22 protein-coding genes, 1 tRNA gene, 2 rRNA genes and 1 pseudogene (1 of these 26 running past the window's edge) are annotated in these 26090 nt (G+C 54.7%); 18 read left to right on the forward strand and 8 right to left on the reverse strand.

Annotated elements, in window-relative coordinates:
- The 3 genes from MP213Fo_RS07945 to MP213Fo_RS07955 form a co-directional block, all read left to right on the forward strand.
- Nucleotides 1-2356: ribosomal RNA gene (locus MP213Fo_RS07945) — 23S ribosomal RNA — on the forward strand (it extends 453 nt beyond the left edge of the window).
- Between the two features lie 216 nt (nucleotides 2357-2572).
- Nucleotides 2573-2687 (forward strand): 5S ribosomal RNA (gene rrf, locus MP213Fo_RS07950).
- Between the two features lie 386 nt (nucleotides 2688-3073).
- Nucleotides 3074-3150: transfer RNA gene (locus MP213Fo_RS07955), tRNA-Met, on the forward strand.
- Here the strand turns inward: MP213Fo_RS07955 and MP213Fo_RS07960 are convergent.
- The 4 genes from MP213Fo_RS07960 to MP213Fo_RS07975 form a co-directional block, all read right to left on the reverse strand.
- Nucleotides 3107-4804, reverse strand: a complete 1698-nt coding sequence (locus MP213Fo_RS07960; protein ID WP_421091070.1) for a recombinase family protein — start codon at nucleotides 4802-4804, stop codon at nucleotides 3107-3109. The two genes, MP213Fo_RS07955 and MP213Fo_RS07960, sit on opposite strands and share 44 nt — an antisense overlap.
- Before the next feature lie 12 nt (nucleotides 4805-4816).
- Nucleotides 4817-5197 carry a helix-turn-helix domain-containing protein gene (locus MP213Fo_RS07965; RefSeq protein ID WP_188826145.1) on the reverse strand — a complete coding sequence of 127 codons (381 nt, stop codon included), beginning with the start codon at nucleotides 5195-5197 and terminating at the stop codon, nucleotides 4817-4819.
- Nucleotides 5151-5510, reverse strand: a complete 360-nt coding sequence (locus MP213Fo_RS07970; protein ID WP_421088532.1) for a type II toxin-antitoxin system HigB family toxin — start codon at nucleotides 5508-5510, stop codon at nucleotides 5151-5153. Before MP213Fo_RS07970 ends, MP213Fo_RS07965 begins: the two co-directional genes overlap by 47 nt.
- Nucleotides 5511-5633: 123 nt before the next feature.
- On the reverse strand, nucleotides 5634-5831 hold the full coding sequence (locus MP213Fo_RS07975; protein ID WP_421088533.1) for a hypothetical protein: 198 nt from the start codon (nucleotides 5829-5831) through the stop codon (nucleotides 5634-5636).
- A gap of 467 nt (nucleotides 5832-6298) precedes the next feature.
- On the opposite strand from MP213Fo_RS07975, the gene MP213Fo_RS07980 reads away from it, so the two are divergent.
- Nucleotides 6299-9940: an ATP-binding protein gene (locus MP213Fo_RS07980; protein ID WP_421088534.1), complete on the forward strand. Its 3642-nt coding sequence runs from the start codon at nucleotides 6299-6301 to the stop codon at nucleotides 9938-9940.
- Between the two features lie 304 nt (nucleotides 9941-10244).
- Here MP213Fo_RS07980 and MP213Fo_RS07985 read toward each other — a convergent pair whose 3' ends face one another.
- Both MP213Fo_RS07985 and MP213Fo_RS07990 read right to left on the reverse strand, forming a co-directional pair.
- Complete coding sequence (locus MP213Fo_RS07985) at nucleotides 10245-10646, reverse strand: hypothetical protein (RefSeq protein WP_421088535.1); 402 nt, start codon at nucleotides 10644-10646, stop codon at nucleotides 10245-10247.
- A gap of 4 nt (nucleotides 10647-10650) precedes the next feature.
- Nucleotides 10651-11349 (reverse strand): hypothetical protein, encoded by a 699-nt coding sequence (locus MP213Fo_RS07990; RefSeq protein WP_421088536.1) that lies wholly within the window; start codon nucleotides 11347-11349, stop codon nucleotides 10651-10653.
- A 591-nt stretch (nucleotides 11350-11940) separates the two neighbouring features.
- On the opposite strand from MP213Fo_RS07990, the gene MP213Fo_RS07995 reads away from it, so the two are divergent.
- The 3 genes from MP213Fo_RS07995 to MP213Fo_RS08005 all read left to right on the forward strand — a co-directional run bounded on the left by MP213Fo_RS07995 (nucleotide 11941) and on the right by MP213Fo_RS08005 (nucleotide 13432).
- Nucleotides 11941-12468: an antirestriction protein ArdA gene (locus MP213Fo_RS07995; protein ID WP_421088537.1), complete on the forward strand. Its 528-nt coding sequence runs from the start codon at nucleotides 11941-11943 to the stop codon at nucleotides 12466-12468.
- Between the two features lie 168 nt (nucleotides 12469-12636).
- The gene (locus MP213Fo_RS08000) at nucleotides 12637-12852 is read left to right on the forward strand and encodes a transcriptional regulator domain-containing protein (protein WP_421088538.1); all 216 of its coding nucleotides are present in this window, start codon (nucleotides 12637-12639) and stop codon (nucleotides 12850-12852) included.
- 1 nt (nucleotide 12853) lies between these two features.
- A complete protein-coding gene (locus tag MP213Fo_RS08005) occupies nucleotides 12854-13432 on the forward strand; it encodes a DUF2285 domain-containing protein (protein ID WP_421088539.1) in 579 nt (192 codons plus the stop codon).
- A gap of 7 nt (nucleotides 13433-13439) precedes the next feature.
- Here MP213Fo_RS08005 and MP213Fo_RS08010 read toward each other — a convergent pair whose 3' ends face one another.
- Entirely contained in the window at nucleotides 13440-13730 is a 291-nt protein-coding gene (locus MP213Fo_RS08010; RefSeq protein WP_421091071.1) for a DNA -binding domain-containing protein, read from the reverse strand.
- A gap of 467 nt (nucleotides 13731-14197) precedes the next feature.
- Here MP213Fo_RS08010 and MP213Fo_RS08015 point away from each other — a divergent pair, with 467 nt between their 5' ends.
- The 8 genes and pseudogenes from MP213Fo_RS08015 (at nucleotide 14198) to MP213Fo_RS08050 (ending at nucleotide 20495) form a co-directional block, all read left to right on the forward strand.
- Nucleotides 14198-14470, forward strand: coding sequence for a helix-turn-helix transcriptional regulator (locus tag MP213Fo_RS08015; protein WP_421088540.1), 273 nt, complete (start codon nucleotides 14198-14200; stop codon nucleotides 14468-14470).
- Nucleotides 14471-15562 carry a replication initiator protein A gene (locus MP213Fo_RS08020; protein ID WP_421088541.1) on the forward strand — a complete coding sequence of 364 codons (1092 nt, stop codon included), beginning with the start codon at nucleotides 14471-14473 and terminating at the stop codon, nucleotides 15560-15562. It abuts the gene before it with no gap.
- A pseudogene (locus MP213Fo_RS08025) lies at nucleotides 15559-15870 on the forward strand (AAA family ATPase); the annotation flags it as partial. The gene MP213Fo_RS08020 and the pseudogene MP213Fo_RS08025, both read left to right, overlap by 4 nt.
- Nucleotides 15871-15962: 92 nt before the next feature.
- On the forward strand, nucleotides 15963-16481 hold the full coding sequence (locus MP213Fo_RS08030) for a DUF2840 domain-containing protein (RefSeq protein ID WP_421091072.1): 519 nt from the start codon (nucleotides 15963-15965) through the stop codon (nucleotides 16479-16481).
- Complete coding sequence (locus MP213Fo_RS08035; protein WP_421088542.1) at nucleotides 16478-17023, forward strand: S26 family signal peptidase; 546 nt, start codon at nucleotides 16478-16480, stop codon at nucleotides 17021-17023. The genes MP213Fo_RS08030 and MP213Fo_RS08035 overlap by 4 nt, the downstream gene beginning before the upstream one ends.
- Nucleotides 17024-17058: 35 nt before the next feature.
- Nucleotides 17059-17394, forward strand: a complete 336-nt coding sequence (locus tag MP213Fo_RS08040; protein ID WP_421088543.1) for a DUF736 domain-containing protein — start codon at nucleotides 17059-17061, stop codon at nucleotides 17392-17394.
- Nucleotides 17395-17398: 4 nt separating this feature from the next.
- Nucleotides 17399-18109 (forward strand): lytic transglycosylase domain-containing protein, encoded by a 711-nt coding sequence (locus tag MP213Fo_RS08045; protein ID WP_421088544.1) that lies wholly within the window; start codon nucleotides 17399-17401, stop codon nucleotides 18107-18109.
- A gap of 1153 nt (nucleotides 18110-19262) precedes the next feature.
- Nucleotides 19263-20495: a DUF3363 domain-containing protein gene (locus MP213Fo_RS08050; RefSeq protein WP_421091073.1), complete on the forward strand. Its 1233-nt coding sequence runs from the start codon at nucleotides 19263-19265 to the stop codon at nucleotides 20493-20495.
- Between the two features lie 123 nt (nucleotides 20496-20618).
- Here MP213Fo_RS08050 and MP213Fo_RS08055 read toward each other — a convergent pair whose 3' ends face one another.
- Nucleotides 20619-21197, reverse strand: a complete 579-nt coding sequence (locus tag MP213Fo_RS08055; protein ID WP_421088545.1) for a recombinase family protein — start codon at nucleotides 21195-21197, stop codon at nucleotides 20619-20621.
- A 397-nt stretch (nucleotides 21198-21594) separates the two neighbouring features.
- Between MP213Fo_RS08055 and MP213Fo_RS08060 the strand changes: the two genes are divergently transcribed.
- From MP213Fo_RS08060 to MP213Fo_RS08070, 3 genes are all read left to right on the forward strand, one after another.
- Nucleotides 21595-22359, forward strand: a complete 765-nt coding sequence (locus MP213Fo_RS08060) for an EAL domain-containing protein (protein ID WP_421088546.1) — start codon at nucleotides 21595-21597, stop codon at nucleotides 22357-22359.
- Nucleotides 22360-22618: 259 nt separating this feature from the next.
- The gene (locus MP213Fo_RS08065) at nucleotides 22619-22993 is read left to right on the forward strand and encodes a hypothetical protein (protein ID WP_421088547.1); all 375 of its coding nucleotides are present in this window, start codon (nucleotides 22619-22621) and stop codon (nucleotides 22991-22993) included.
- Nucleotides 22994-23012: 19 nt separating this feature from the next.
- Complete coding sequence (locus MP213Fo_RS08070; RefSeq protein WP_421088548.1) at nucleotides 23013-26087, forward strand: YadA-like family protein; 3075 nt, start codon at nucleotides 23013-23015, stop codon at nucleotides 26085-26087.
- Nucleotides 26088-26090: the final 3 nt, after the last annotated feature.

The raw sequence follows: 26090 nt of genomic DNA on the forward strand, positions 1-26090 counted from the left end.
GACCACTATCCAAGCCTAAGTACTCGTGCATGACCGATAGCGAACAAGTACCGTGAGGGAAAGGTGAAAAGCACCCCGACAAGGGGAGTGAAAGAGATCCTGAAACCGGTTGCCTACAAACAGTTGGAGCCCAAGATTCGTTCTGGGTGACAGCGTACCTTTTGTATAATGGGTCAGCGACTTAGTCTGACGAGCAAGCTTAAGCCGGTAGGTGTAGGCGTAGCGAAAGCGAGTCTGAACAGGGCGTTCAGTTCGTCGGATTAGACCCGAAACCGAGTGATCTAGCCATGAGCAGGTTGAAGGTTGGGTAACACCAACTGGAGGACCGAACCCGTATCTGTTGCAATAGATTGGGATGACTTGTGGCTAGGGGTGAAAGGCCAATCAAACTCGGAGATAGCTGGTTCTCCGCGAAATCTATTTAGGTAGAGCGTCGACCGAATACCCTCGGGGGTAGAGCACTGAATGGGTAATGGGGACTCACCGTCTTACTGATCTCAATCAAACTCCGAATACCGAGGAGTACTAGTCGGCAGACACACGGCGGGTGCTAACGTCCGTCGTGAAGAGGGCAACAACCCTGACCACCATCTAAGGTCCCTAAGTTATGGCTAAGTGGGAAAGGATGTGAGGATCCCAAAACAACCAGGATGTTGGCTTAGAAGCAGCCATCATTTAAAGAAAGCGTAACAGCTCACTGGTCTAGATAAGGGTCTTTGCGCCGAAAATGTACCGGGGCTAAAGCCATACACCGAAGCTGTGGATGCACTTAATGTGCGTGGTAGCGGAGCGTTCTGTAAGTCTGTGAAGGGGGACCCGTGAGGGCCCCTGGAGATATCAGAAGTGAGAATGCTGACATGAGTAACGATAAAGAGTGTGAGAGACACTCTCGCCGAAAGTCCAAGGGTTCCTGCTTAAAGTTAATCTGAGCAGGGTTAGCCGGCCCCTAAGGCGAGGCCGAAAGGCGTAGTCGATGGGAACCACGTTAATATTCGTGGGCCTGTGGGTAGTGACGGATCGCGTGTATTGTAAGGTCTTATTGGATTGATCTTGCAGTGAAGCGGTTCCAGGAAATAGCTCCCACATATAGACCGTACCCTAAACCGACACTGGTGGACTGGTAGAGAATACCAAGGCGCTTGAGAGAACTGCGTTGAAGGAACTCGGCAAATTGCACGCGTAACTTCGGAAGAAGCGTGACCCCTTTTTAGGCAACTAGATGGGGGTGGCACAGACCAGGGGGTAGCGACTGTTTACCAAAAACACAGGGCTCTGCGAAGTCGCAAGACGACGTATAGGGTCTGACGCCTGCCCGGTGCTGGAAGGTTAAGAGGAGAGGTGCAAGCCTTGAATTGAAGCCCCAGTAAACGGCGGCCGTAACTATAACGGTCCTAAGGTAGCGAAATTCCTTGTCGGGTAAGTTCCGACCTGCACGAATGGCGTAACGACTTCCCCGCTGTCTCCAACGCAGACTCAGTGAAATTGAATTCCCCGTGAAGATGCGGGGTTCCTGCGGTTAGACGGAAAGACCCCGTGCACCTTTACTATAGCTTTACACTGGCATTTGTGGCGACATGTGTAGGATAGGTGGTAGACTTTGAAGCTTGGACGCCAGTTCGAGTGGAGTCATCCTTGAAATACCACCCTTATCGTCATAGATGTCTAACTGCGACCCGTATATCCGGGTCCAGGACCGTGTATGGTGGGTAGTTTGACTGGGGCGGTCGCCTCCTAAAGAGTAACGGAGGCGCGCGATGGTGGGCTCAGAACGGTCGGAAATCGTTCGTCGAGTGCAATGGCATAAGCCCGCCTGACTGCGAGACAGACAAGTCGAGCAGAGACGAAAGTCGGTCATAGTGATCCGGTGGTCCCGTGTGGAAGGGCCATCGCTCAACGGATAAAAGGTACGCCGGGGATAACAGGCTGATGACCCCCAAGAGTCCATATCGACGGGGTTGTTTGGCACCTCGATGTCGACTCATCGCATCCTGGGGCTGGAGCAGGTCCCAAGGGTATGGCTGTTCGCCATTTAAAGCGGTACGTGAGTTGGGTTCAGAACGTCGTGAGACAGTTCGGTCCCTATCTGCCGTGGGTGTAGGAATATTGATAGGATCTGTCCCTAGTACGAGAGGACCGGGATGGACGTATCTCTGGTGGATCTGTTGTCGTGCCAACGGCATAGCAGAGTAGCTATATACGGACGGGATAACCGCTGAAGGCATCTAAGCGGGAAACCCACCTAAAAACGAGTATTCCCTATCAGAGCCGTGGAAGACCACCACGTTGATAGGCCGGATGTGGAAGTGCAGTAATGCATGCAGCTGACCGGTACTAATAGCTCGACTGACTTGATTGTTCTCATTCTCAATATCCATCAGCGACGACCAAAGGTCGTCGATGATAGGATTGTTTGCTCTCACGCCTAATTCACTTTGTGAATGGCTCCGAGAGGCGCGGTATAAACCGCGACGGCCAGTCGGCCTTGCGAACACAATTGTGTTCGACACGCCACTGACTGAAAAACTTTGCACGAAAAACCCAGCTTCTTATTTGTTTCTGTGCGCTTTGCTGACCTGGTGGTTATGGCGGAGCGGCTGCACCCGATCCCATTCCGAACTCGGCCGTGAAACGTTCCAGCGCCAATGGTACTTCGTCTTAAGACGCGGGAGAGTAGGTCGCTGCCAGGTCTGCAAAACGCACAAAACAATAATCTCACAATCAATACAAAACAAATCATTCAAAACGCGCAAAGCGTTCAAAAATATCAAGCCAGAAATTATAATGTTAAACTGGCTAATAGCCTTTAAGCAAATATGCAGTCTGTAATTAATGACAAGGCAAATATGCTCAAAAGCTGAAATGAAGGGCTATGGAGCAGCCCGTTCGGCCGGTAATTGATAATCAATCAATTGCTTTCCGGTCTCACCTCATCAGGCTACGCCTGACTGCGCTCCCGGGCTCAAGACCCGACATTCTTTGACGCGGGGTGGAGCAGCTCCCGTCTGACCGCAGACCAAAGGTCGAGGACAGACAAATACAAAAGTCGGGCTAAGCTCGGTGCTCACAAGTTTATCGCGGGGTGGAGCAGCCCGGTAGCTCGTCAGGCTCATAACCTGAAGGCCGCAGGTTCAAATCCTGCCCCCGCAACCACCGATACTAACAAACCCGTCGCACCAGCGGCGGGTTTTGTTGTTTTTGTAGTCTTTCCAACGACTTGCTGCTCCGTCCATTCGAGGATCGTGCCCAGTTCACCGTGTAGTGTCGCGTAAATCTCGCCGCGTTCTCGCCCTGGCGTTAGCACAATCTTCTCAATCAGGCCGCGCAATATCTCCGCCGCTTCCTGCCGCTCTTCCTTCCGGTTGAGCGCTTTGGTCAGGGCAGAAACCTTCTTCGCATAGATCGCCGAAGCACTTGGCAGGATGTCCGGCGTGTCGGCTGGCGCGTCGGCGAGGAGGGCAGTCAACTCAACCTTGCGAGCCTCCAGCGCGGTCATCTTTTCCTTCATCGATGCATGATACATGCCGTCCGCAATGGCCTCTACGATCTGCGCGATCTGCTTCTCGTTCTTTACGAGCTCAGCCTTCCAGGCATCGCCGCTGGAGCGCCGCTCCCGGTTCAGGCGGTTGGCCTCCTCGGCGTAAGCGCGCATTGCTTCCTCGACGATCTCGGGGGCCATCATCCGATCCTTAAGGCCCGTAAGCACGCGGGTTTCTAACTCGTATTGGCGGATCGTGCGGCTATTGTCGCAGGTGCCTTTGCTGATGTGGTTCGAGCAGGCGTAGCGCTGTGGGCCGCGTAGCGAATAGGGGCCACCGCAGCAGCCGCAGAAGATCAGTCCGGACAGCAGTGTGCGTGGCCGTCGAACACCGTTGAGCTTGTTCTTTTTGTGGTGCTTGCGCACGCCCTCGGTCACGTTGACGAACTTCTCTGCGATCTCGCCCTGGCGCTCGCGCACCGCCTGCCACAGTTCGTCGTCGACAATGCGCAGCTCCGGCACATTCTTGATGACCCATTCCGATTCCGGGTTAAGCCGCGACACGCGCTTACCCGTCGATGGGTCTTTGATATAGCGGAGGCGGTTCCAGATCAGACGGCCGATGTAGAGTTCATTGTTCACCAGACCCGTGCCGCGTTTCACATGGCCTCGGATCGTCGTGTCACTCCAGAGCTTGCCACCCGGGCCTGGGACACCTTCATCGTTCAAGGTACGTGCGATGGTGCGCGGGCCGATGCCGGCGGCGAATTCGCGGAAAATGCGCCGGACAACACTGGCCTCGGCTTCGTTGATCTCCCGGTCGCCGCGAATGGGATCACCGCGGGCATCGAGTTGCTTGACGACATTGTAGCCGAAGCAGAGCCCGCCACCTGATTTGCCCTCCTCGACGCGACCACGGATGCCACGATGTGTCTTGGCGGCAAGGTCTTTGAGGAACAGCGCATTCATCGTGCCCTTGAGGCCGACATGCAGTTCGCTGATCTCGCCCTCGGACAGCGTGACAATCGGAAGGCCAGCAAATTTGAGGTGCTTGTAAAAGGTGGCGACGTCCGCTTGGTCGCGACTGATGCGATCCAGTGCCTCTGCCAGCACAACGTCGAACTGGCCTGCCTGTGCATCCTGAAGGAGCGCCTGAATACCCGGTCGCAGGATCATGCTTGCACCAGAGATGCCTGCGTCCTTGTAGGTGCCGACGATCTTCCACTTCTCGCGCTTCGCCTGCTCGCGGCAGATGCGCAGCTGGTCCTCGATCGACGCCTCGCGCTGATTATCGGAGGAATAGCGGGCATAAAGTGCAACGCGCGTCATCAGCTGTCTCTCCTAAGCTACCTTATCCATCCGGCTCGGCCGGATTAGCACCTCGGCTGATATGCCGAGGCGGATATGCAATTGCCGGATCATGTCGATAGATAGGCTGCGCTTGCGGTTGAGTACGTCTGCAACCCGATTGCGCGGTCCGATCATCGGCTCCAGATCTTTGCGGGTCAACCCCTGTTGCTCCATGCGGAAGCGGATCGCCTCTACTGGATCAGGTGGATCCATAGGGTAGTGTTTCGCCTCATAGACGTCGATCAGCGTTGCCAGCACATCCAAGCGGTCACCTTCTGGCGTGCCGCTCTTGGCACCCCACAGCCGTTCGACATCTGCTAGCGCTTCATCGTAATCCGATTCCGTGCGGATCGGTTTCAGGTCCGTTGCCATGGTCGATCTCCTTCACGTCGATCCCGTCGTAAGCCTTGTGCGTGCCGAGCCACTTAATCCAGACGATACCCTTCTCGAAGTCCGCCGACACGATGAGGCGGTAGTCATTGCCCTTGATGTTGAAGACGATCCGCTCGGTACTGACGATGCTCGCCGTCGCATAGAGTCGCTTCACATCGGCGGTGCTCGTCCACTCCGCCTTGCTGACTTCATCGAACCAGGCATCGAGCGCGGCCTTTACGGCCGGCTGCTCTTTCTGCCCCGCGAGGCTTTCGACAAATTCGCGCAACGTACGGCGGGCAATAATTCTCATCCGACACCTATAGCATGAGACCAAAACGGTCTCAAGGTAAAACTGCATCAACCCGGCACAGGGTACCCGCGCCGGGTGAAACTCGCGTGCATGTCGCTTGCCGACGAGGCCGACTGTTTGACATCAGGGCGAAGGAAGAGGCTTCACGTGCTGTTGTTTCTGGGCCTTGCGTTCGAACTGCTCGCGGGCGATCTGGCGGCCGATCAAGCGGGCGATGGAGCGGATCGCTGCGTCGGTGCGGGCAGGATCGTTCTCGCCCATTTGATGTCCGGGCGAAGGCGAAAAAGCCTTGTTGCTGCTCCTGTACGGTTTAATCGCCATAGTCTAAACAATCCCATGCTCGGAAAGGGCAAGGGACATGGAAGCGTGGAATGCCAAGCTGGGGAAGGCCTCGCGGCTCTCCGTGCGGTGAATAGGATGCTTTGGCGTAGAAAAGGGAGAGGCACTTACAGGCGGAGAGAGGGTGAGTGAGGCCAATAGGCTCAGTTCATCCTCTGTCGAGTTCAAATCTCTTCGGGTAGATTGGTCGTTTTTGACCCTGCATAGACATAGCTTATAGAGCATTAAACGAACGCTATGCGCCTTATCTCGGTCGTTGCAACTCACACCGTTAGCGCCCGAAAGCGGCCAATCATAGAGACTGTTAACTATCGATACTTCCCGCTATCATTGCGAGCGGTGGGACTCTAGGAATCGATTCCAAAATACGGCGTTCTTGGAGACGAAAAGTAGGTTTTTCGGCTCCTTAGTCATATTTCTTGCTTGGATCGGTGATCGTTAGGTTACTTATGGGCGAACGCATAGCAACATCTATAAATTGGCTGGGTGGCTGGCTCACTCGTTTCGGCGCGTTCTTGGAAGGTATCGGTCACGCCGCCATCACAAAAGAAAAATTTGTAAACCTTGCACCGACCGACCAGGCTGACAAGGACGGTATATATTCCGAAGCTTTAGTATTCGCGACGACTGACCCGAAGGTAAACAATATAGCACTGACGGGGCCTTATGGTTCTGGAAAAAGCAGCATCATCCAATCGTTCCTGAAAACATACCGAAAACCTGCCCTTCACATATCTCTTGCCGCGTTCGTGAAAGAAGCCAGCCCACCAAGCGACAGAGAAGTGGGCGCCCAAAGTCTCAAGGTCAGCCGGCAGGAGATTGAAAGAAGCATACTACAGCAAATGCTGTATGGCGCAGATGCCAACAAACTTCCACTGTCGCGATTTAAGCGAATTCAATCCCCAGGCGTCTTGTCGATCTTCAAATCGCTGTACATCATGTTCGGATTACTTTCGCTTTGGTACGTATTCACAAAGCGGGAACTGATAATCAGCGGCACCTTTTTCGATCCAATAGCATTCAGCAATTTGCCTAATTTCGGAGTCTTCGGGTTTTCGTTGTCTTTTTTGTGGGTTGTGTTGCACAACTTTTATGTGGCCAGCTTTGGGTTGTCACTTAAAAGTATCTCTCTAAAAGACATAGAAATTAGACCCGCATCAGACAATCTAGATTCAATACTTAACCGTCATTTGGATGAAATTATCTACTTCTTTCAGTCGACAGATTATGATCTCGTCATTATTGAAGATCTGGACCGCTTCGAAGATGCCGAAATATTCGTGACATTGCGTGAAATCAACAGTTTGGTGAATGAGAACGCAGGGGTCCGAAGAACCATTCGATTTCTTTACGCCCTGCGCGACGACGTGTTTGTTAATACAGATCGCACTAAGTTCTTTGAATTCATCATCCCCGTCATACCGATCATCAACGCGTCGAACTCCATCGATATGGTGCTGGAACAAGGAAAGAGGCTCGACCTCGACGACCGCCTCGATCGGCAGTTTCTCAGAGAGGTATCAAGATACCTAAATGACTTGAGGCTCATTCAAAACATCTTCAATGAATATGCCATCTACGTAGCGAACCTGGAAGCCGACGACGAAAACATTTTAAACTCCAACAAGCTGCTTGCGGTCCTGATCTATAAGAACGTCTACCCCAAAGATTTCGAACAACTCCATAGGGGAGAAGGCAATCTTGCTTATATTCTGGGCCGTCACGATGAACTTGTTGCACAGGGAGAGGCAACATTTAAGGCCGAGATAGCGGAAATCGAACAAAAGATTGAAGCTGCCGAACGGCAGACACCTTCTGACTTGAAAGAGTTGCGCCAAATCTACGCAATGGAGCTGATTGAGAGGCTTCCTGCAGATTCCATTTACGTCAGCCTTGACGGACAGTCATGGGGCGCACTTTCTGAGCTTGCCGGGAACGAAGCGCTTGAACAGATATTTGTAACGTCGCAAATTTTCCACCGTAATGTCCATCATCACCGACAACGGATCGATGTCTCTAACTTGCAGAACGAAGTGGATAGCCAGAGGACGTATTTGCAGCGCAAGGCAGAAATCGAGAGTAAATCTGAGGCCAACAAGAGCGAAAACTTGCGACGGATTCGGGAGCTTCGAGAGAGGATTGCGACATTCCGAACAGCCAAGTTTAATGAAATCATGCGTTCAAGCACCGACCGTGTGACTGATCTTTTTGATGTCTTCGGCGAGAAGGGCGAGCTGGCCCGCTTCTTGATTCTGGAAGGCCATCTCGACGATACTTATTATCAGTATACGTCGCTGTTTCATTCGGGTCGACTGTCGCCCAATGACAACAAGTTTCTGATCCAGATACGAGCATTCATTACTCCCGACCCCAACTTTCAGATCGACAACCCGAATGAAGTCATCGCAGCGATGCGCGAAGCGGATTTCGGGCAGAGCTATGTCCTTAATGTCAAATTGGTTGACTGCCTTTTGAACGAGGCGTCCCGCTACAGCGAGCAAACTCGTAAACTATTGGAGTTCATCGCGTCCTATTTCGACGGCTGCGAAGATTTCTTAGAGGCCTACTACGCCACGGGACGCGCTGTCCCCAAGTTGCTTTCCCGCCTGGCTGACGAATGGAAGCAGTTCGTTCCGACGGCAATCGCCAGCAAGCGCAATCTCTCCCATATCACACAGTTGGTAACCAACCTGCCGGAAGGGGCGCTAGAAACACTAGCGCGCGATGGCGACGAGTTCACTGATTTCGTCGCGGAGAAACTCCCTGAAATTCTGGCACTTGCACCTGACTTGGCACCTGAACGCCTCGAGCGCATTGGCTTCGAGGTTCGAGACCTTCCGGCAATAGGGAAGTTCACCAGCATCGTGCACTTCATGGTGAGACGGGGCCTTTTTGAACTCTCGATTGCCAATATGGAACACATCTATCGCGAGGTTATGGGCGAGACCAATCTCACGGCGTTTCGCGAGCGCAATTACACTACGCTGCGTTCGATCACAGATCCTGCCTTGATCACCAGGGTCGAACGCGATCTTGATATCTATCTTAGCGACGTGCTCCTTGAGCTTCACAACAATTCTGAGGAAGATACGGCAGCCATAACCGATCTCCTAGGCCGGGAGGAACTTGACGAAGACAATCTGCGTGAATTTCTCGGTCGACAAACGGCTCTCCTGCCAACGCTGGAGGGGGTTCCGGAGAAACACCTCGCCGTGGTGTTTGAGCTGGGACGTATCGCGCCGACATGGGAGAATTGTATCGCGTTTATGGGAAGCGGTGGCTTCGCGGAGGAAATCATGGTGGCCTATCTTGATCGGAAAGATGTGCGCGCGGTAATTCTTAAGCACAGTTTGCGTAATGATCCGGAGACACTGCCGCTACGCCAATTCCTTGTTAACGCAAATGCACTGAGCAATGACAGTTTCCGGGAATATGTTCGAGCACTGCCCAACAAGTTCAGGAATTTTCCCAACCCCCTCGATCCTTCGAAGCTTACTATTCTCATAGAGGAGCACAGGATTACCTTTTCAAAGGACACCCTCGAAAGCCTAGACGCCAGTACAGACTTTCCAGTCCTTTTCGTGGCCAAAAATATCAAAGCTTATCTTACCGATCCCGGAATATTCGGTCTCGACGATGTCTTCCGAGAAAGGCTCATTCAAGCCGATATAACCGTTGATGATAAGCGCGCGATAATCGACCTGTTCGATTTGAATACGCTGACAGAAAAGCCCAAACGGGCGGAACTCATTGGCCCGATTCTTGACCGCACTAACGTTCGTATATCCGGTATTGATGCGGCTATAGCACGGTCGCTGATCTTGAATTCTAGGCCCGTTGGGACGCAGATTTCCCTGTTCAACAAGTTTCACTCGACTATGACAACGGACGAAGCACGCGAAGTGCTTGCGGCGCTTCCAGAACCGTATTCTGAGATAACGACAGGATATCACACTCCAAGACTGGTAAGATCAGATGGAAATCGCGCATTGGTCCAATGGCTTGAGACGCGCGGAATCATCTCTTCGTGGAGCGAGGGAGGGGGTTGGTTCCAAGGTGATGAGATACGCGTAAATCTCAAGAGGCGATGAGCAACTGGTAGCTATACAGTCATTTAATAGACGGCAGGGTTCAATTAGATGCTATAAAAATGGTGGTTTTTGAATTCTTACTAGCGGCTAGCCAGGTTGTTGGTTCTCCCAAAAGTCAGTTCACTAGACCTCATTTCCCAAAATCCGACAGTCCACTCCCGGCCCCCAACCTTAAGGTCACTTAACGAACCAATTCCGGCAGTTGGGCAAATCAGTGGTACCAGGGTGACAGGCCAGTGGAAACGTGCGGCGTGCGGAAAGCTATTCGGGGTGCTGATAGGGCGCAATGGCATCGTTCTTCAGGTCATTGAACGCTTGCAGCTCCTCGATCAGTCGCTTTACCCGATCCTCGCCGGGATCGGGCGAGGCGAGGGCGATCATGCCGTCCGGACGGGTTCACGTCGATCGAGAGGTGGCTGGCGACGCCCTTCAAATTCGGATGCGCGCCGAAGTCAATCGTGCCTTCATGGGTGAGCTTAGCGGGGTCATAGACGTCGGGCGCCACGTCCTTCAGGTGGACGATGCCTGGGTGTAAGGTGAAGGCCTTGCTGCAGGCCTTCTTGTCGACCTCGCTACAATGGCGGTGTGTCCATACGTCGGCGAGTACGGGATCGCGCTCGATCAGCTGGCCGTAGGAAGCGGATTCCAGGGCGGTGCGGAGTAGGGGAAAGATTGCGGCCACCAGGCCGGTGTTCGGATCGGTCATGGTGTCAGTCCGTCCCGTGCACAGCACGGATGAAATCTTCCCGCGATATCCTGGAATAGGCAAAATAGCCTTTCTTCAGCGGAAGACCGCCATTGGCCCGCGCTGCCACGCTCTCGTTCGCGAGGTAGAAGATGTGACCCTGATAGTCGAAAAAGACATGCGCGCTCGATCGCTTCCACTTTTCGATGAACTGGCTGCTGCGCGACGCGAAGTGCACGATCTCGAAATCATGGCCGTCCACGGTCGCTGTGAGCGCGCCGAGACCCAGCGATAGGCGGAAGCTGGTGCCGGTGAAGCTATGCTCGTCGTGCAGGTGTACAAGCCAGAACATGCGATGCTTCTGGCGGTAGAAGGCTTCGCGCTCCATGCGCTCCTGCTCACTGATGCTGGAGTGTTGCAGCTCCAGCACGGTGGCGATCGGCGTGCCCGCACCGCACAGCACATCGGCGCGGTGCCACTCACCGGCGGCGGCGTCATAAAGGCCAATTTCGCAGCATCCCATGTCGAACTGCTCTTTCCAGGCTAGATGCCACGGGCCTTCACCTTCGCCCCAGCGGTCGCAATCGCCCGCCTTGTGCCGCCAGTGCTTGACGTTCCGCGCGGGCATGACGGAGGTGATGAGCCCGCCACAATCCTTGCAAACGGTGCGCTCGCCCTTGGCGATCGGTTGCCGCCTTACACCATCAATCCAAGCATAGATCACGCAATAGCCCCCTCTGCGCGCCGGCGCTATAATGTCCTGATCTTTAGAATATCAGCTTCTCCTTGCCACACAAAGGACTGCTTTTGTCGTATTCGGATTTCCGCGATATTTCTGGTGAAAGGTGGACTTTGTTCGCAAGCTGCTTTCGCTGAGTAGTAGATCGAATGGCAGCTATCTGCCTTCATCACCCGCAACCCGACATTCTGCAAACGGCCCCATATCGGTCGTTCATCGGAGTGTAACGGGAAACTTACTTATGGATTTCTTCGTGCTTAATCGGGCCGCCGGTCCTACCTGCAAGTTCTTTTAGAGGGCTACGGCGTAAACTTAGTTCTCATCATCAGCTGGTGCGGCGCAGGAATTCTGCAGTATGGTGCCCAGGCACTAAGGGCGTTGCCCTCGCGCCAGCAAGGTAAGTGAACCGCTCAGGGCGGTATCCCCATCCTTCCGCGCCTAAATAGGCTTGTGCAGGTCGGGTGATCCCCCTCCGCCCTGGCCGCCCTTGCTGTATGCTACCCCAGTCTCGCCGACGGGCAAGGGTTCAAGAGCAGCGCTTCGCTGCTATGAACCCAAACCCAAAGGATCATGGACATGACTAACGTATCCGACAGTAATCCTCGCATCTATGTTGCCTGCCTTGCCGCTTACAATAACGGCTATCTGCATGGGGTTTGGATCAACGCGGATCAGGACGCAGACGAAATCAGGGACGAGATTACGGTCATGCTAGCGCGCTCCCCGATCAAGGAGGCGGAGGAATACGCCATTCACGACTATGAGGGTTTCGAAGGCATTGACATCAGCGAGTATGCTGAGATCGGCACCGTCGCGCGAATGGCCGCTTTCATAGAAGAGCATGGCGCACTAGGCGCTGGCCTGCTGGAGCAGTTCGGCGGTGACATAGACCAAGCCGAATTCACTTTGCAGGACTGCTATCACGGTCAGTTCCCGAAGCCTGCCGACTACATGGAAGAACTAACCACCGAGAGCGTCACGATCCCCGACGCTCTGCGCTACTATATCGACTGGGATGCGATGGCACGTGACGCTGTGATGGCCGGCGAGTTCTTCACCATCGAGACCGCATATGGCGAGGTCCATGTGTTTTCCAACAGATGAAAAAACGGGTGGATTGGTTTCTGGGGCACTGGAGAGAAATGCTGAACAGACTTATCGGTTTAGGCGATCCACTTATCTTATTAATCTGGCTACACGAAGCGCTGAAGTTGCGGCAGCCTCTCCGGATCGGACGATGTCTCGCGTTGTCCGATTATGGGAGGACGCGCCATGCAAAGCATAGATTGGCGTATTCCGGCGGCATATAAACACGTCAAAGATCTTTCAGCTGCTGGTTTCGCTTGGGAATATCTTCGTCGCAATGAGGATTACCGCAACGATGTCACGTGCCTTGCACAGATGGCAGAGCCGAGTGTTACTGAGGTGGACGCCTTTGCTTGCCGCTGGGGTGTACGATTTTCCGCACGATCCAAACGCGCGGCCTGACTTGAACCCGCCTTTCTGGTCGCCTTGCTCTAATCCGCAGGCTATTATCCTGTCACCTGTCGAGAATGTATGCCTTGAGACTGAAAGGCTTATCGCTCTCGCGGGTCTGGAGGACTTGATCCTGCGCCGCGCGCCGGATGGCTGGCATGCCATCTGGCGTGTCGACGGGGTGGAACATCAATTCTGGCTACCGCAGGGGGCGATCAATGCCACGGTTTTCTATGCTGCAACCCTGCCTATGGACGAGTTCATGGAATTACGCGCCCATGCTGCCCGCCGCCTCTGGCGGTGCCTGACAGGCCGCTCCCCGGGGCGGGATATTCGCGCCATGCCAGCTCAGCTTCGCCAATGGCATCTTCTGTCGCTGCGCGCTCTGGACGCCAGGCTGCACGGGGAAAGCTACCGTTCTGTCGCGGAAGTGCTGCTTGGGTTCCGTGGCAACAAGGAAGATTTCGAGATTGATCCGCGTAAGAATAAGGCACGTCGTCTTGTTGCCAACGGCATCAGGATGATGCGCGGGGGCTATCGGCTGCTTTTGCATTATCCGGTCAAGCTGATTCCACGATCAAAAGGCAAATGAGGTAATCTCAACGATTTCTGTTTGCCGCAGCCTGTTCCAGTATTTGCCTGTAACCTTCCCGCGACAGCCATTGAGCGCGTTCCAGATGGCTCTGCCAGCATCGCCGGGTTAGCATCTCATCAGATGCCGGATCGCGGTGCAGTACAATCTGCGCCACTTCCTTCCAATCTGCGTCCTCGGTTTTGGCGTCGAGGAGCCGCAGATAGGTCACAAAGTGTTGCTCGTCATAGGCGGTGATGACATCGCTGGATGGGGCCAGATCATCCACATCGGGATCAAGTTCGACGGGTGCTTTCACGGTCATTCCCCTTCTTTCAGAGGAGTTTCTGCGGTTCGCCCCCGCAAGACAACTCTCTGACTCCTGGTGATCGGGGAGTTAGTAACCGTGTTGGACGGCCCCATGGCCTTTAGGCGAGAAGCCCTGAACATACGCCAAGGGCTCCCCGACCATAGGGTCAAGGAGTGTGGCATCGTCACGGCCGACACCAACCGCCAACAGGGGTTACTAAGCCCCGGAGCAGTGCGTCTGCTCCAACGGCATTCTTAACCGAATTACACGCCGATGTCTTGAGAAATTCCACATACCTCTTCCTGAGTTGCTGAAATCTCACATCTTTTCGCGCTGACACAGCCTATTTCAGGGGTGCCGTCTGTGCAGGGGCGCAAATGCGGCACGCTACGCGCCGCCGATCTCTCTCCATGGTTCGTCATAGCGCGCCGCCGTCTCCGGCAGCCGTATCAACCTGACGAACTGGAGGTGATCTCATGGCAGAGCGCCGTAACATGGAAATGCTACCACGCATGCTGCGCACCCAGGAAGCTGCGCGTTTCCTTGGCATTTCTCTTCGCACACTGGAAAAACACCGGACCTACGGGACCGGCCCGACCTATCGCAAAATCGGTGGCCGCGTCCTCTATACCGTCGATGATCTCCAGTCCTGGGCCGACATCGGCGCGCGAAAGTCTACCAGTGACAAGGACGCTCGCACGGTCTTTCCGGCGCGCCCCCTGACGCCTGAAGAGCGGAGCAAGCTCTGAATGCGGCGCGTCGATCACCATGACACTCGACGGCGAGAGGGGGACAGCGAGCGTAGTTACCTCGATCCATTCGTGGTCGCAACCGGCGATGCCAGTCCGCGCGATCAGCGCGATCTGATGGAACGGCCTTTCTTCTCGCTGGCGAAGACACCGCGTACGAAACCCATCCTCTACAAGACTGCCGATGTCGAGGTGCAGGTGTTCGGGATGCCCGAACATGGAATGGCGACGATCTGGGATGCTGATGTGCTGATCTGGGCTGCCAGCCAGATCGTCGCCGCCGAAAACAACGGCATCAAAACATCTCGCTTCTTCCGTTTTACACCCTATCATCTGCTGCGCGCCATCGGTCGCGACACCGGAAACCGGCAATATCTGTTGCTGAAGGCAGCCCTCGCTCGGCTGCAATCCACCGTCGTCGCCACGACGATCCGTAACGGCAAGCATTGGCGCCGCCGTCAGTTCTCCTGGATCAACGAATGGGAAGAGATGACCACGCACGATGGTCGCGTAGAAGGCATGGAGTTTGTCCTGCCCGAATGGTTCTATAACAGTGTTCTTGACCGTTCTCTGGTCATCACAATCGATCCGGATTATTTCCGGCTTACCGGCGGTATCGAGCGCTGGCTCTACCGTGTCGCCCGTAAACATGCCGGTCATCAGCCGCATGGTTGGATGTTCGAGGTTGCGCACCTCCACCAGAAATCCGGCAGCATGGCCCGGCCATCGGACTTTGCGCTGGACCTGCGGCGCATTGCTGACCGCCAGCCACTGCCCGGCTACAGGCTCAAGATCCTGCGCGAAGATCGCCGCGAACTACTGCGAATCCGCCCTGAAAATCTATCCACAGTGCCTGTGGGTAACATTGTGGATGCCGTCGGTACATCAGGCGCAAAGGGTATCGGCACATCAGGCGCAGCACTATCGGCACATCAGGCGCACGAACCCCAGTTAAGTCTCTGGAACGAAAAGAAGAATCCGGCTGCTAACATAGAATCTAACATAGAATCTAACTTTTCTTCTTTGACGCGCGCGCATGAAAGGCACGGTGCCAGTGCCACTTCCCGCCGACCTGGGCGGGGTACGCCATGATCGTCGCGCTCCTCAATCAGAAAGGCGGCGTGGGCAAGACCACGCTGGCGCTGCATCTTGCCCGGCTCTGGGCGGCGCAAGGCAAGCGCGTCATCCTGATCGATGCCGAACCGCAAGGCACTGCACTCGACTGGTCGGAGCTGATGCGTGACGCCAATCATGTCGACATTGATGGTCCGCCCCGTGTCGCTGGTCTTACGCGCTCTGCGCTGCTTGCAGCCGATCTGGTGCTGATCCCGGTGCAACCATCGCCCTTTGATGGCTGTGCCTTTGCCGAGATGCTGGGGCTTCTGAACGAAGCACGCATCAAGGTCGCCGCTTTCCGGCGTGGCATCACCGTCGCCGTGATGCTGAGCGAGTTGCTTGTCAGCGAGTTTCCACCCATCGAGGGAGATCAGCCCTGACCGGCAAAACCGTGCGCGCTACGCATGAACATCCGCAGGCGGACGGGCCTGCACCGTTCACCACATTGGTCGAACTGACCTTCCAGAAGAAGAAGGTCGAGCGCTGGATACGCTTCGGTCGCAAGAGCTTTGAGCAGATCATTGATCGCCGTCGCAGTCTGGTCGGTTTTGCTCCCGAAAGCATCTTCGCCTTCGTCCGTTGGGCCTCCAACGATTACGGCACCATCGTCTCGCGGCTCGACATCCTGCGCGCGACCGGGCGTGGCGAACCGTACCAGACCATGCCCTTCGTTCGTCCTGGCGGCGAGATCCTGCTGCGTATTGACGGCTGGCGGCAAGTCCAGCGGGTGCTGGCCCTGATCGATGCCGTGGACGCGCTTGGCGTCGATCCGGCGGATGTTGCGCCGGTCCATTGGCGACACGTCCACAACCGCTTGAGTGCCGGTCAGGAACCCAATCCCTACACTCCGGAGCGCCATGCCGCGTGGATCAGGCGCCGGAGGATCGCACCATGAGCCGCCGTCATATCCTCGCCGTGTCCATGCTGGCGGTCGGCACGCTTGTCGCCACGGCGGTTGCCGATCTGCCAACACGGCTGATCTGGAATGCGACTGCCAGCGCCCCCATTGGCTTCTACACAGTTGCTCACGCCGACGCGCTCGCAGTTCCCGAACTGGTCGCCATCATGCCGTCCGAACCGCTGGAGCGGTTCATGGTCGAGCGTGGCTATATCGGACGCGGCGTACCGCTGTTGAAGCGCGTTCTCGGCCTGCCTGGACAGCGCGTCTGCCGCAACGGTGCGACCATTACCGTCGATAATGTCGAGATGGGGGATGCGCTGGAGCGCGACCGCATGGGCCGCGATCTGCCGGTCTGGCAGGGCTGCCGTATCATCGGGGACGGTGAACTCTTCCTCATGAATTGGGAAGTCCGGGACAGCCTCGACGGCCGTTACTTCGGACCTGTTCCCGTCAGTTCCGTCATCGGTCGGGCGCTCCCGCTCTGGACCAATGGGGAAGGTGATGGCCGCTACGAATGGCGGGCGGCCACACATTGAACCCACGCCGAAACCTCAGCAACAGGAGTTTTTTCATGCCACAGATCGGATTGTTCACGCGTGATGAAACGGGCTTTTCCGGGCGCGTTCACACGCTCACGCTCTTCCGTGAGATTACCATCCTACCAGCCAAGCATTCAGACGCCGAAAACGCGCCGGACTATCTTATCCATCACGGTGCTGATGACGGCCCCGAGGTCGGTGCCGCATGGAAACGCACCGGCGACAAGGCTGGCGAATATCTCTCGGTGCTGCTCGACGATCCCGCCTTGCCGCATCCGATCCGGGCCAACCTGTTCCGCGACGACGACACAGGCTCGTCATGGTCACTGCACTGGAGCCGCCCGCGGCCCCGCAAAGATCGGGACTGAGACCATGCGATCCCGCGCTCTTCTTCTCTTCACGGCCCTGCTATCGGCTGGCGGCGGATTGACCCCAGCCATTGCACAGGTGGCGACGCAACCCGCGCCTGTTCCCGCGCATCCCCATGCTTCTTTCATTGCCGAGGCATCACAGCGCTTCGGCATTCCGGAGCACTGGATTCGGGCCGTACTGCGCGTGGAAAGCGCAGGCGATGTACGCGCCATCTCGTCGGCGGGTGCAATGGGACTGATGCAGGTCATGCCCGATACCTGGGCGGGCCTGCGCAGCCGCCATGGCCTCGGGCGCGATCCTTACGATCCGCGCGACAACATCCTCGCAGGTACAGCGTATCTGCGCGAGATGTGGGACCGCTATGGCAATGTCGCAGCCATGCTGGCGGCCTACAATGCCGGTCCCGGTCGCTATGACGAGCATCTGGCGACGGGCCGCACTTTGCCAGCAGAAACACGCTCCTATGTCGCCACGCTCGCACCTGTTCTTGCGCTTGCGACTGCGCCTGATGTGCCGACGATCGCGCCGCCGCCACCGCCGGATTGGCGCGAAACTCCGCTCTTCGTTGCGCTATCCAGCGGCAATTCGGCAGCGGCCAATCAGCCGTCGAACGACGTCCGCGCAACCGTTCCTATGCGCATTTCCGTCGATCAGGAGCCGCAGGAAGGCGGCCTGTTCGTGGGCCGTGCAAGCAATGGATATGTGCCATGAACATGGCGTCTCCACGCGCTTTCGGTCCGCTTCCGGTGTGCAGTCAGGCAAGGGATCGCCTGGCTGTATTCCCGGCAGGAAGAGCAAAAAGGGAAAGAAAGGCGGAGGGCAAGATAAAGGAAACCGGCACCCTATCTGGCCGGTTTCTGGGCAAGCCCTTGTCTGCACACTGTTTTGGGGCGCGGCGCACGGCACCCTGCTTTTTGGCCTCGCGTGCCGCGATATGGCGCAAAGCTTTGGCTTTGCTGGGTTTTGACCGGCACTATAGCCGAATATCTGCCGTTTGCGTGCCTAAACAGCATAGGATGCGCTCATGAGCGCCGACGACGAGAACCGCTTTCGCTCCAGGCCAGGTCAGATCAAATCCGACGTCCCGAAGGCGGGCAAGGCAAAGAGCTTTCTGACGCAGGCGAAGAAGCTGGTGCGTCAGCATAGCAATAGCCCCGGCAGATCAACATCATTCGCATCACGGACGTCCTCGTCGCCTTCATCTGGTTCGGCCGGAAAGAGCGGGAAGGCATCGAGGGCTGGCACAGGTCCGGGCGTCAAGCGTGGCCGTGGCGCGGCCTTTGTCCTCGCCCGAACCCTGTCGGACGGGTGGAGGCACAGTGCGGCCGGCGTGCGCCGTGTCGTCGTCAAAACCCGGTACGTCCAGAGCGCGGGGAAGAACGGCAAGGGGGCGGCCCATCTTCGCTACATCCAGCGCGATGGCACCTCGCGCGATGCCGAACGTGGCCAGCTCTATTCGGCGACCGACGATCGCGCCGATGGAGATGCCTTCCTTGATCGCGGCAAGGATGATCGCCACCAGTTCCGCTTTATCGTTTCGCCCGAGGATGCCGCCGATCTTTCCGACCTCACCGAACACACCCGCGATCTGATGAGCCGCATTGAGGTCGACCTTGGCACGAAACTCGATTGGGTGGCGGTCAATCATCACAATACCGGCCATCCCCATGTCCATGTCATTGTTCGGGGGAAGGACGATCTGGGCGAGAACCTGGTTATCAATGGCGACTATCTCGCCAATGGTATTCGTGAGCGGGCAAGCGAACTGACCACGCTGGAACTCGGCCCCGTGACCGAGATTGAGCAGAGCCGCAAGCTGTCTGCCGAAATCGATCAGGAGCGTTTCACCCGCATCGACCGCGCCATGGCCGGGGAAGCCGAGGACCGCTTCCTCGACCTGCGCAACGAGCCTGCCGATCCGGGCCGCCAGCGCGACCGGACGTTGCGCCTGCGCCGTCTCGCCAAACTGGAAAAGATGGGGCTGGTCACGGAACACGCATCCGGCGTCTGGGAGCTTGGCGCGAAGATGGAAACGGCGCTGCGTGAACTCGGTGAGCGCGGTGACATCATCCGCAACATGCACAAGGCGTTAAAAGCCGATGGGCAGGAACGTGATCCGATGACGTTTCAGCTTCACGATGCAGCACCCGCAGCGCCCATCACTGGTCGCGTCGTTGACAAATATCTGACCGACGAGATGGGCGAGAACCTGACGCTCGTAGTGGACGGCATCGACGGGCGGACGCATCATGTCCCGGGCATCGACGCGGCGCGCGTCGAAGATGTCAGGATCGGCAGCATCGTGGAAGTCGGCCCCGCTGATACAGCACAACGTCCCTCCGATCGTACCATCGCCGCAATCTCGCAGAATGGTATTTATCGACCGAGCCGCCATCTCGAACAGGCGAGGTTCGAAGGACGTGTGCCGGGCGGTGATTACGAGGGCTATGTCGATGCCCATGTCCGGCGACTGGAGGCGCTGCGCCGTGCCGACATCGCTGAACGGATCGACGCTGACCAGTGGCGCATCCCCGATGACTTCGAGAGCCGCGCTACCGCCTATGATGCCGGTCGTAACCGACAGTCCAGCATCCGTGTCGTCTCGACCTTCGATCTGGAAAAGCAGATCGGTGCCGATGGTGAGACCTGGCTGGACCGGCGACTGGTTACGCCGGACGCTTCGGATATTACCCCGGCTGGGTTCGGGCAGCAGGTGCGAGAGGCTATCGACCAGCGCCGCGAGCATCACATCGAGCATGGCGACGCCACCCGTCAACAGGACAGCCGCGTCTTCTACCGGCGCAACCTGCTCGCCACTCTACGCGAGCGCGAGGTGGCCCGCGTCGGCGCTGAGATGGCCGAAGCGAAGACGTTACCCTTCCGGGCTGCCACGGATGGCGAGAGTGTCAGAGGCAAATTCACCGGAACCATGCAGCTATCGAGCGGGAAGTTCGCCATATTGGAGAATAGCCACGAGTTCACGCTTGTCCCATGGCGGCCCGTCATCGACCGCCAGATCGGCCGGGAGGTGATGGGCGTCGTTGACGGCGGCTCAGTGTCCTGGCAGCTTGGAAGACAGAGAGGAGTGTGCCTCTAAGTCTTCAAGCCAAAGATGCATTTTCAAACTCCTTGAAAGCATTGTTTGAGCTAATCTGATGATAAAATGAAGGTCCTCGAACATGATGAAAAAGTAAGGCGTGACCGATCCTGATGGTCTCATTTATGGCGCTGTGGGTTCATCTTCTAGTTCTTTGGCGACGATGCGCATAATGGTACGATATGAGACGCCATATTTATGAGCCAGCTTACTAATCGTTTTTTGTTCTATAAGGACGGCATGCCTTATTTCCCGTGACTGATCGACAGATAAACGTGGCGGGCGGCCAAGTTGCTTGCCGTTGTTACGGGCGGTTTGCAGTCCTGCACGTGTTCTTTCACTGATGAGGGAGCGTTCAAATTCAGCTAGTGCCGCCATCATATGGAAAACCAGCCTTCCGCCGGATGAACTCGTATCGATGTTTTCGGTCAGGGAGCATAATTCCACTCCGCGGTGACCTAGTTCGGTCATGAATTCGACAAGCCCGATCAATGTTCTACCGATTCTGTCTAGGCGCCATACAATTAGTGTGTCCCCCTGTTGCAGCGATGCCACAACCTTGTCTAATCCTTCTCGAGTAAAGATGGTTCCAGAGATGCCTTCATCGGTAAAAATATGATCGCAATTGGCATTATGAAGCGCTTCCATTTGCATGTCTAGGCGCTGTCCGTCGGTTGATACCCGAGCGTAACCTATTCTCATTACTGTCTTTTTCCTGCTTTTGTCTCCACTGTGCCCCTGTGATTGTGATGAGACTGTCGTAGACGAAAAGATAAATTAGAAATCGCTACTGTTAAAAGCAGATCACAAAGAGACAACCAGTAGTAGCCGAATAACATTGACATAAACGATCCTTTACGCCGCACCATAAACCCCCCCTATTTGATATTGCGAAACGACTGCAAATCCGACAAATTCCAGTGCGAAACTGTCTCATCTAGTGAATAGTCAAAAAGGATGGTTATTGACCACTCGCGTGGTGGTTGAACAATGTTTTTCTAATTATAAAAATATTGTTTTAAAACAGTGCTTTAATCATTCATTCATCATGATTTCAGGGCATTGTCTGCCTCCCGATTTGAAGTCTTCGGGGGCCTAAATGTTCACAGGATTTGATATTTTTGACCGCAGATATGTCGCTGCGGTGTCTACAGCTATCGATGCGAAGCGGATGTCGTATCATGTTCAGGGCATCCATGATGTCCGTGATAGAGATACGATTCTCTATGGCGAATGCCTTGCGCGCTTAATTGGACCTCAAGGCCAAATTTATGAAGCCAGTGAATTTGTTCCCGCATTAGAAATTTTGGGCGAAACTCCTGTCCTCGATCGCTGCATGGTTCGTTTGGTGCTGGATAGGCTGGAAGCTGATCCTCTTGCCGTGCTTGGCTGTAATATTTCCGCAGACACGATTTCCAAGGAAAAGGAATGGCAATGCATCCTTGATCAGGTCGAGGAGCGAAAGCATTTGGCTGATCGACTGATTCTAGAAATCATTGAGACACGCCCGCTCGGTATTTTGAGCATGCTGAACGCCCATCTGACTGACGCGCAAAATCTTGGTTGCCGGATTGCCATTGATGATTTTGGGGCAGGCTATCTGCCGCCCGTTCAGCTTTATTCGCTCAACCCGGATATCATAAAATTGGATGTTGGATTCATTTGGGCTGTACGCCAGCATGGCGGCTGGCTTGGAAGTTTGAACCATATTATCCAGTTTGCAGCGTCTTTTGCTCCCGTTGTAATTGTTGAAGGCGTTGAGTGCGAAATGGATCTGTACCGCGCTCAACAAGCTGGCACGACGCATGTGCAGGGCTGGCATCTATCAATGCCTGTGCCGCTCACTGGCGGGTATACATTATGAGCAATTCTCTTGGCTGTTTCCAATATTCATCAAAACAGACTGTGTTTGAAACAAGGCGCACCTCGATGGAAGGTTTGCGACTAACTTGTACTTTCTTTTTGGATTGGTCGCATAAGCTTTGCAATCTGGTAGCCGGCATCTGGCAGCAAAGCTGCAGGAAGGCGCAAGGCTACCCAAGATCGAAGCTAGCCCTGCGTTTCTCCATTCTTCGTTGCAAAGTGCTTAGTGTCCCGAGCGTCTGCGACTTGGGAGGCGCCGTATGAGTGTGAAGCTTGGGGTTGACGGGATTAAGGCCATGTTTGGCGAAGATGCGCTGATGCTTCTATTGAACAGGGCGAGTGTCACAGAAAAGGCTTTGCGCGAGCGTTTCGCGAACAAGCTGACGCGTGAAGAGGTCGACCTTTCATTTCTGCATTATCTCTATGGTTTTGTCGAAACGCACCAACCCGCTTTGGAGCCTACCTATCAGATCGCGGTCCTGCGTTATGTCGCAGACGACATCATTCCACCCATGGCTGCGGAGGCTGCAATTTGCAGGGTTCCTGATGCCGGTCATCCCATCCTGCAGCGCGTCATTAGGACCGTGGAATCTCTCGGCCGACGCGATGCGGAAACATTTCAACCTAATCTTTAGCTGGTTTTTGGAGGACAAAATGTCGAAACCAAATTTTGTAAATAACTGGATTGCAGGAGTGTCGGATACACGTTCACTGCGTCGCCGTCTGATGGCCGTGTTGCGCATGTCATCCATGGCTATGGGCCCAAGCCGTAAGCGTCTTGGCCTTGGTTCTCTTGGTGTTGCTGGTGCGTCGCTCGCAGCTGTAATGAGCCTAGCACCAGCAATGGCGCAACAATTACCATCTGATGCTAATGGCAATTTGAATATTGGGAATGATAACGTTGTTGGTAGCACCACGTGGCTTGGTGTTCCTAATGACCCGAGCAAAAGTTTTGGTAAAGATCAGATCGCTATTGGTAATATGAATCTTGTTGAGGGTAGCAATTCTATTGCTATTGGCTACGGCAATAGCGCAGTTGGGGATATTTTTGACCCTAACACACCGTTTGGTACAACCGGTGCTGCGTATTTAGAAGGGGTTGGGTTCGTAACGGGTAAGGATCTCAATGCCAACATAGCCAATGGCACATGGATACTTGACAGTGATACTGCAGACATTAGTGATGCAAATGGCACAAAACTGTTCAATTTCTACTCTATATTTGATTGGGATATTAGTGATCCAGAAAATCCAAGTCTTAATGCAACTGGGCGTTATATGACTGGATACGCATCCGTAGCTTTGGGTTATGGCAATCACGTTTCCGGGAATCATGGTGTCGGTATCGGTAGTTGGAATCTCGTTGGTGGCGATGATAGTGCTTCCATTGGCGTGAAGAATATCGCTGACGGAGACCGCTCGTCCGTTCTTGGTAATCTCAACCGAGTTCTGGGCGATGATTCTATAGCAATTGGTGGCAGCAATGTGGTCACTGGAAATAACAGCTATGCTTTTGGTAATAATAACGAGATCAAAAGTTTAGGCTCCGTTGTAAGCGGGCACGATAATACTGTGACTGCACGTTCATTTGATACTGTGGTTCAAGGTGCGGGCAATACGGTTGATGGTGACAGAAACGTTGTTACCGGTGCGTGGAATACAACGTCAGGTAATCGCCTGACTGCGATCGGAATGCAGAACAATGTGTCTGGATACAGGGGCACAGCACTTGGGCAGAATAACGTGGTTACCGGAGAAGCTGGCTTGGCTCTTGGAACGACAAATCGTTCTGAGGGACGCAATAGCGTTGCAATCGGTGATAGTAGCGCTGCTCTTGGAGATTCGACCATTGCCATGGGGCAAAATGCACGGACAGCTGCTGGTGTAGCGGATGCCATTGCGCTGGGTACCGGCTCTCGGGCGAACAATGCTGGTGACATTGCTCTGGGATCACGCGCTGTTACAGCAAAGGCAATCGGCACAGCCGGGGTGACGATCAATGGAACCAATTACGACTTTGCTGGAACGGGGCCAACGAGCACGCTCAGCATTGGTAATGTCGGTTTTGAGCGCACCATTACCAACGTAGCTGCGGGCCGAGTTTCAGCAACGTCAACTGACGGTGTTAATGGCTCTCAGCTTTATGCTACAAATCTGGCGCTTACCGACCTGAATAACGGTGCAGTTAAATATGACCGTAATCCAGACGGTAGTGTAAACAAAGATAACATCGCGCTTGAGGGTGCAATTTCAACCGATGGTGGTGCTACCGGTGGTACGAAGATCACCAATCTAGCTCAGGGCGCTGTCAACAATGGCTCGACAGATGCCATCAACGGCACACAGCTATTTGGTGTGTCACAGTCTATTGTTAATCACCTTGGTGGTGGCACTGTTAATCCAGACGGTTCTATTGCTGGCCCGACATATGTCATTCAGGGCAGTAACGCGACAACCATTAAACAAGCCTTTGAGGAAGTTGATGATAGCCTGACAACTATCAATAATTCGTTGACTAATATTACCAATGGTGGGGGCATTAAGTATTTCCATGCGAATTCAACGAAAGCGGATAGCGCGGCAAATGGTGCGGATAGTGTTGCTGTCGGACCTGAAGCCGTAGCTAATGGCGACCGTAGTGTTGCCTTGGGTGCAGGTGCCAAAGCAGATCATGATGACAGTGTTGCTCTGGGTTCGGGATCAGTGACCGGCGAAGCTAAGGGTACATCTGGAACAACGATAAATGGCGATGATTATAACTTTGCCGGTACCAATCCGAAGGGCACTGTCAGCGTTGGTGATAAGGACAGTGAGCGGACTATTACAAACGTCGCAGCCGGCGAAGTTTCTGAAACCAGTACTGATGCGGTCAATGGCTCCCAGCTTCATGCGACAAACCAAGCCGTCGAGAAGCTCGGCGATCGCGTAACTGATGTTGAGGGCGATATCGTAGATATCAAAGGGGATATTACCAATATTCAGGGTGACATCTCCAACATTCAGGATGGTGTTGAAGGCGCTGTCAAATATGACAGAAATCCTGACGGAACAGTGAACAAGGAATCTATTACGCTGGAAGGCAAGGATGGTACCAAGATCACTAATCTTAAGGACGGTGAAGTAAGTAAGGACTCGACCGATGCGGTCAATGGTTCTCAGCTTCACGAAACCAATGAGAAAATTGCCGATCTGGACGATAGTGCAGTCAAGTACAAGAAAAACTCAGATGGTAGCAAGTCGAACGAAGTTGCGCTTGAAGGTGGTGATCCAAATGCACCTGTGCTGATTTCTAATGTTGCCGATGGCAAGGTTGAGAAAGGCTCATTGGAAGCCGTAAACGGTGGCCAGCTATATCAGGTCAAGACAGAGGGTAAGAACTATACTGACCAGAAATTCACGGAAGCGAATCACTACACTGATCAAAAATTCACTGAGGCGAACAATTATACTGACAATAAGTTCAACCAGTTGAGCAGTGAAATCGGTGATGTTCGCAAGGAAGCTCGTCAGGCAGCAGCTGTTGGTCTTGCCGCTGCATCTCTGCGCTTTGACGATCGTCCAGGAAAGCTAAGTGCTGCTGTCGGTGGTGGTTACTGGCGTAGTGAGGGCGCACTTGCTCTTGGTATGGGTTACACCAGTGAAGACGGTCGTATCCGCTCCAATATATCTGCCACAACTTCAGGTGGTAATTGGGGCGCGGGCGCGGGTCTGAGCTACACCTTCAACTAATCT

This window comes from Pseudochrobactrum mosebachae (genome assembly GCF_048914685.1).
GTDB lineage: Bacteria > Pseudomonadota > Alphaproteobacteria > Rhizobiales > Rhizobiaceae > Pseudochrobactrum.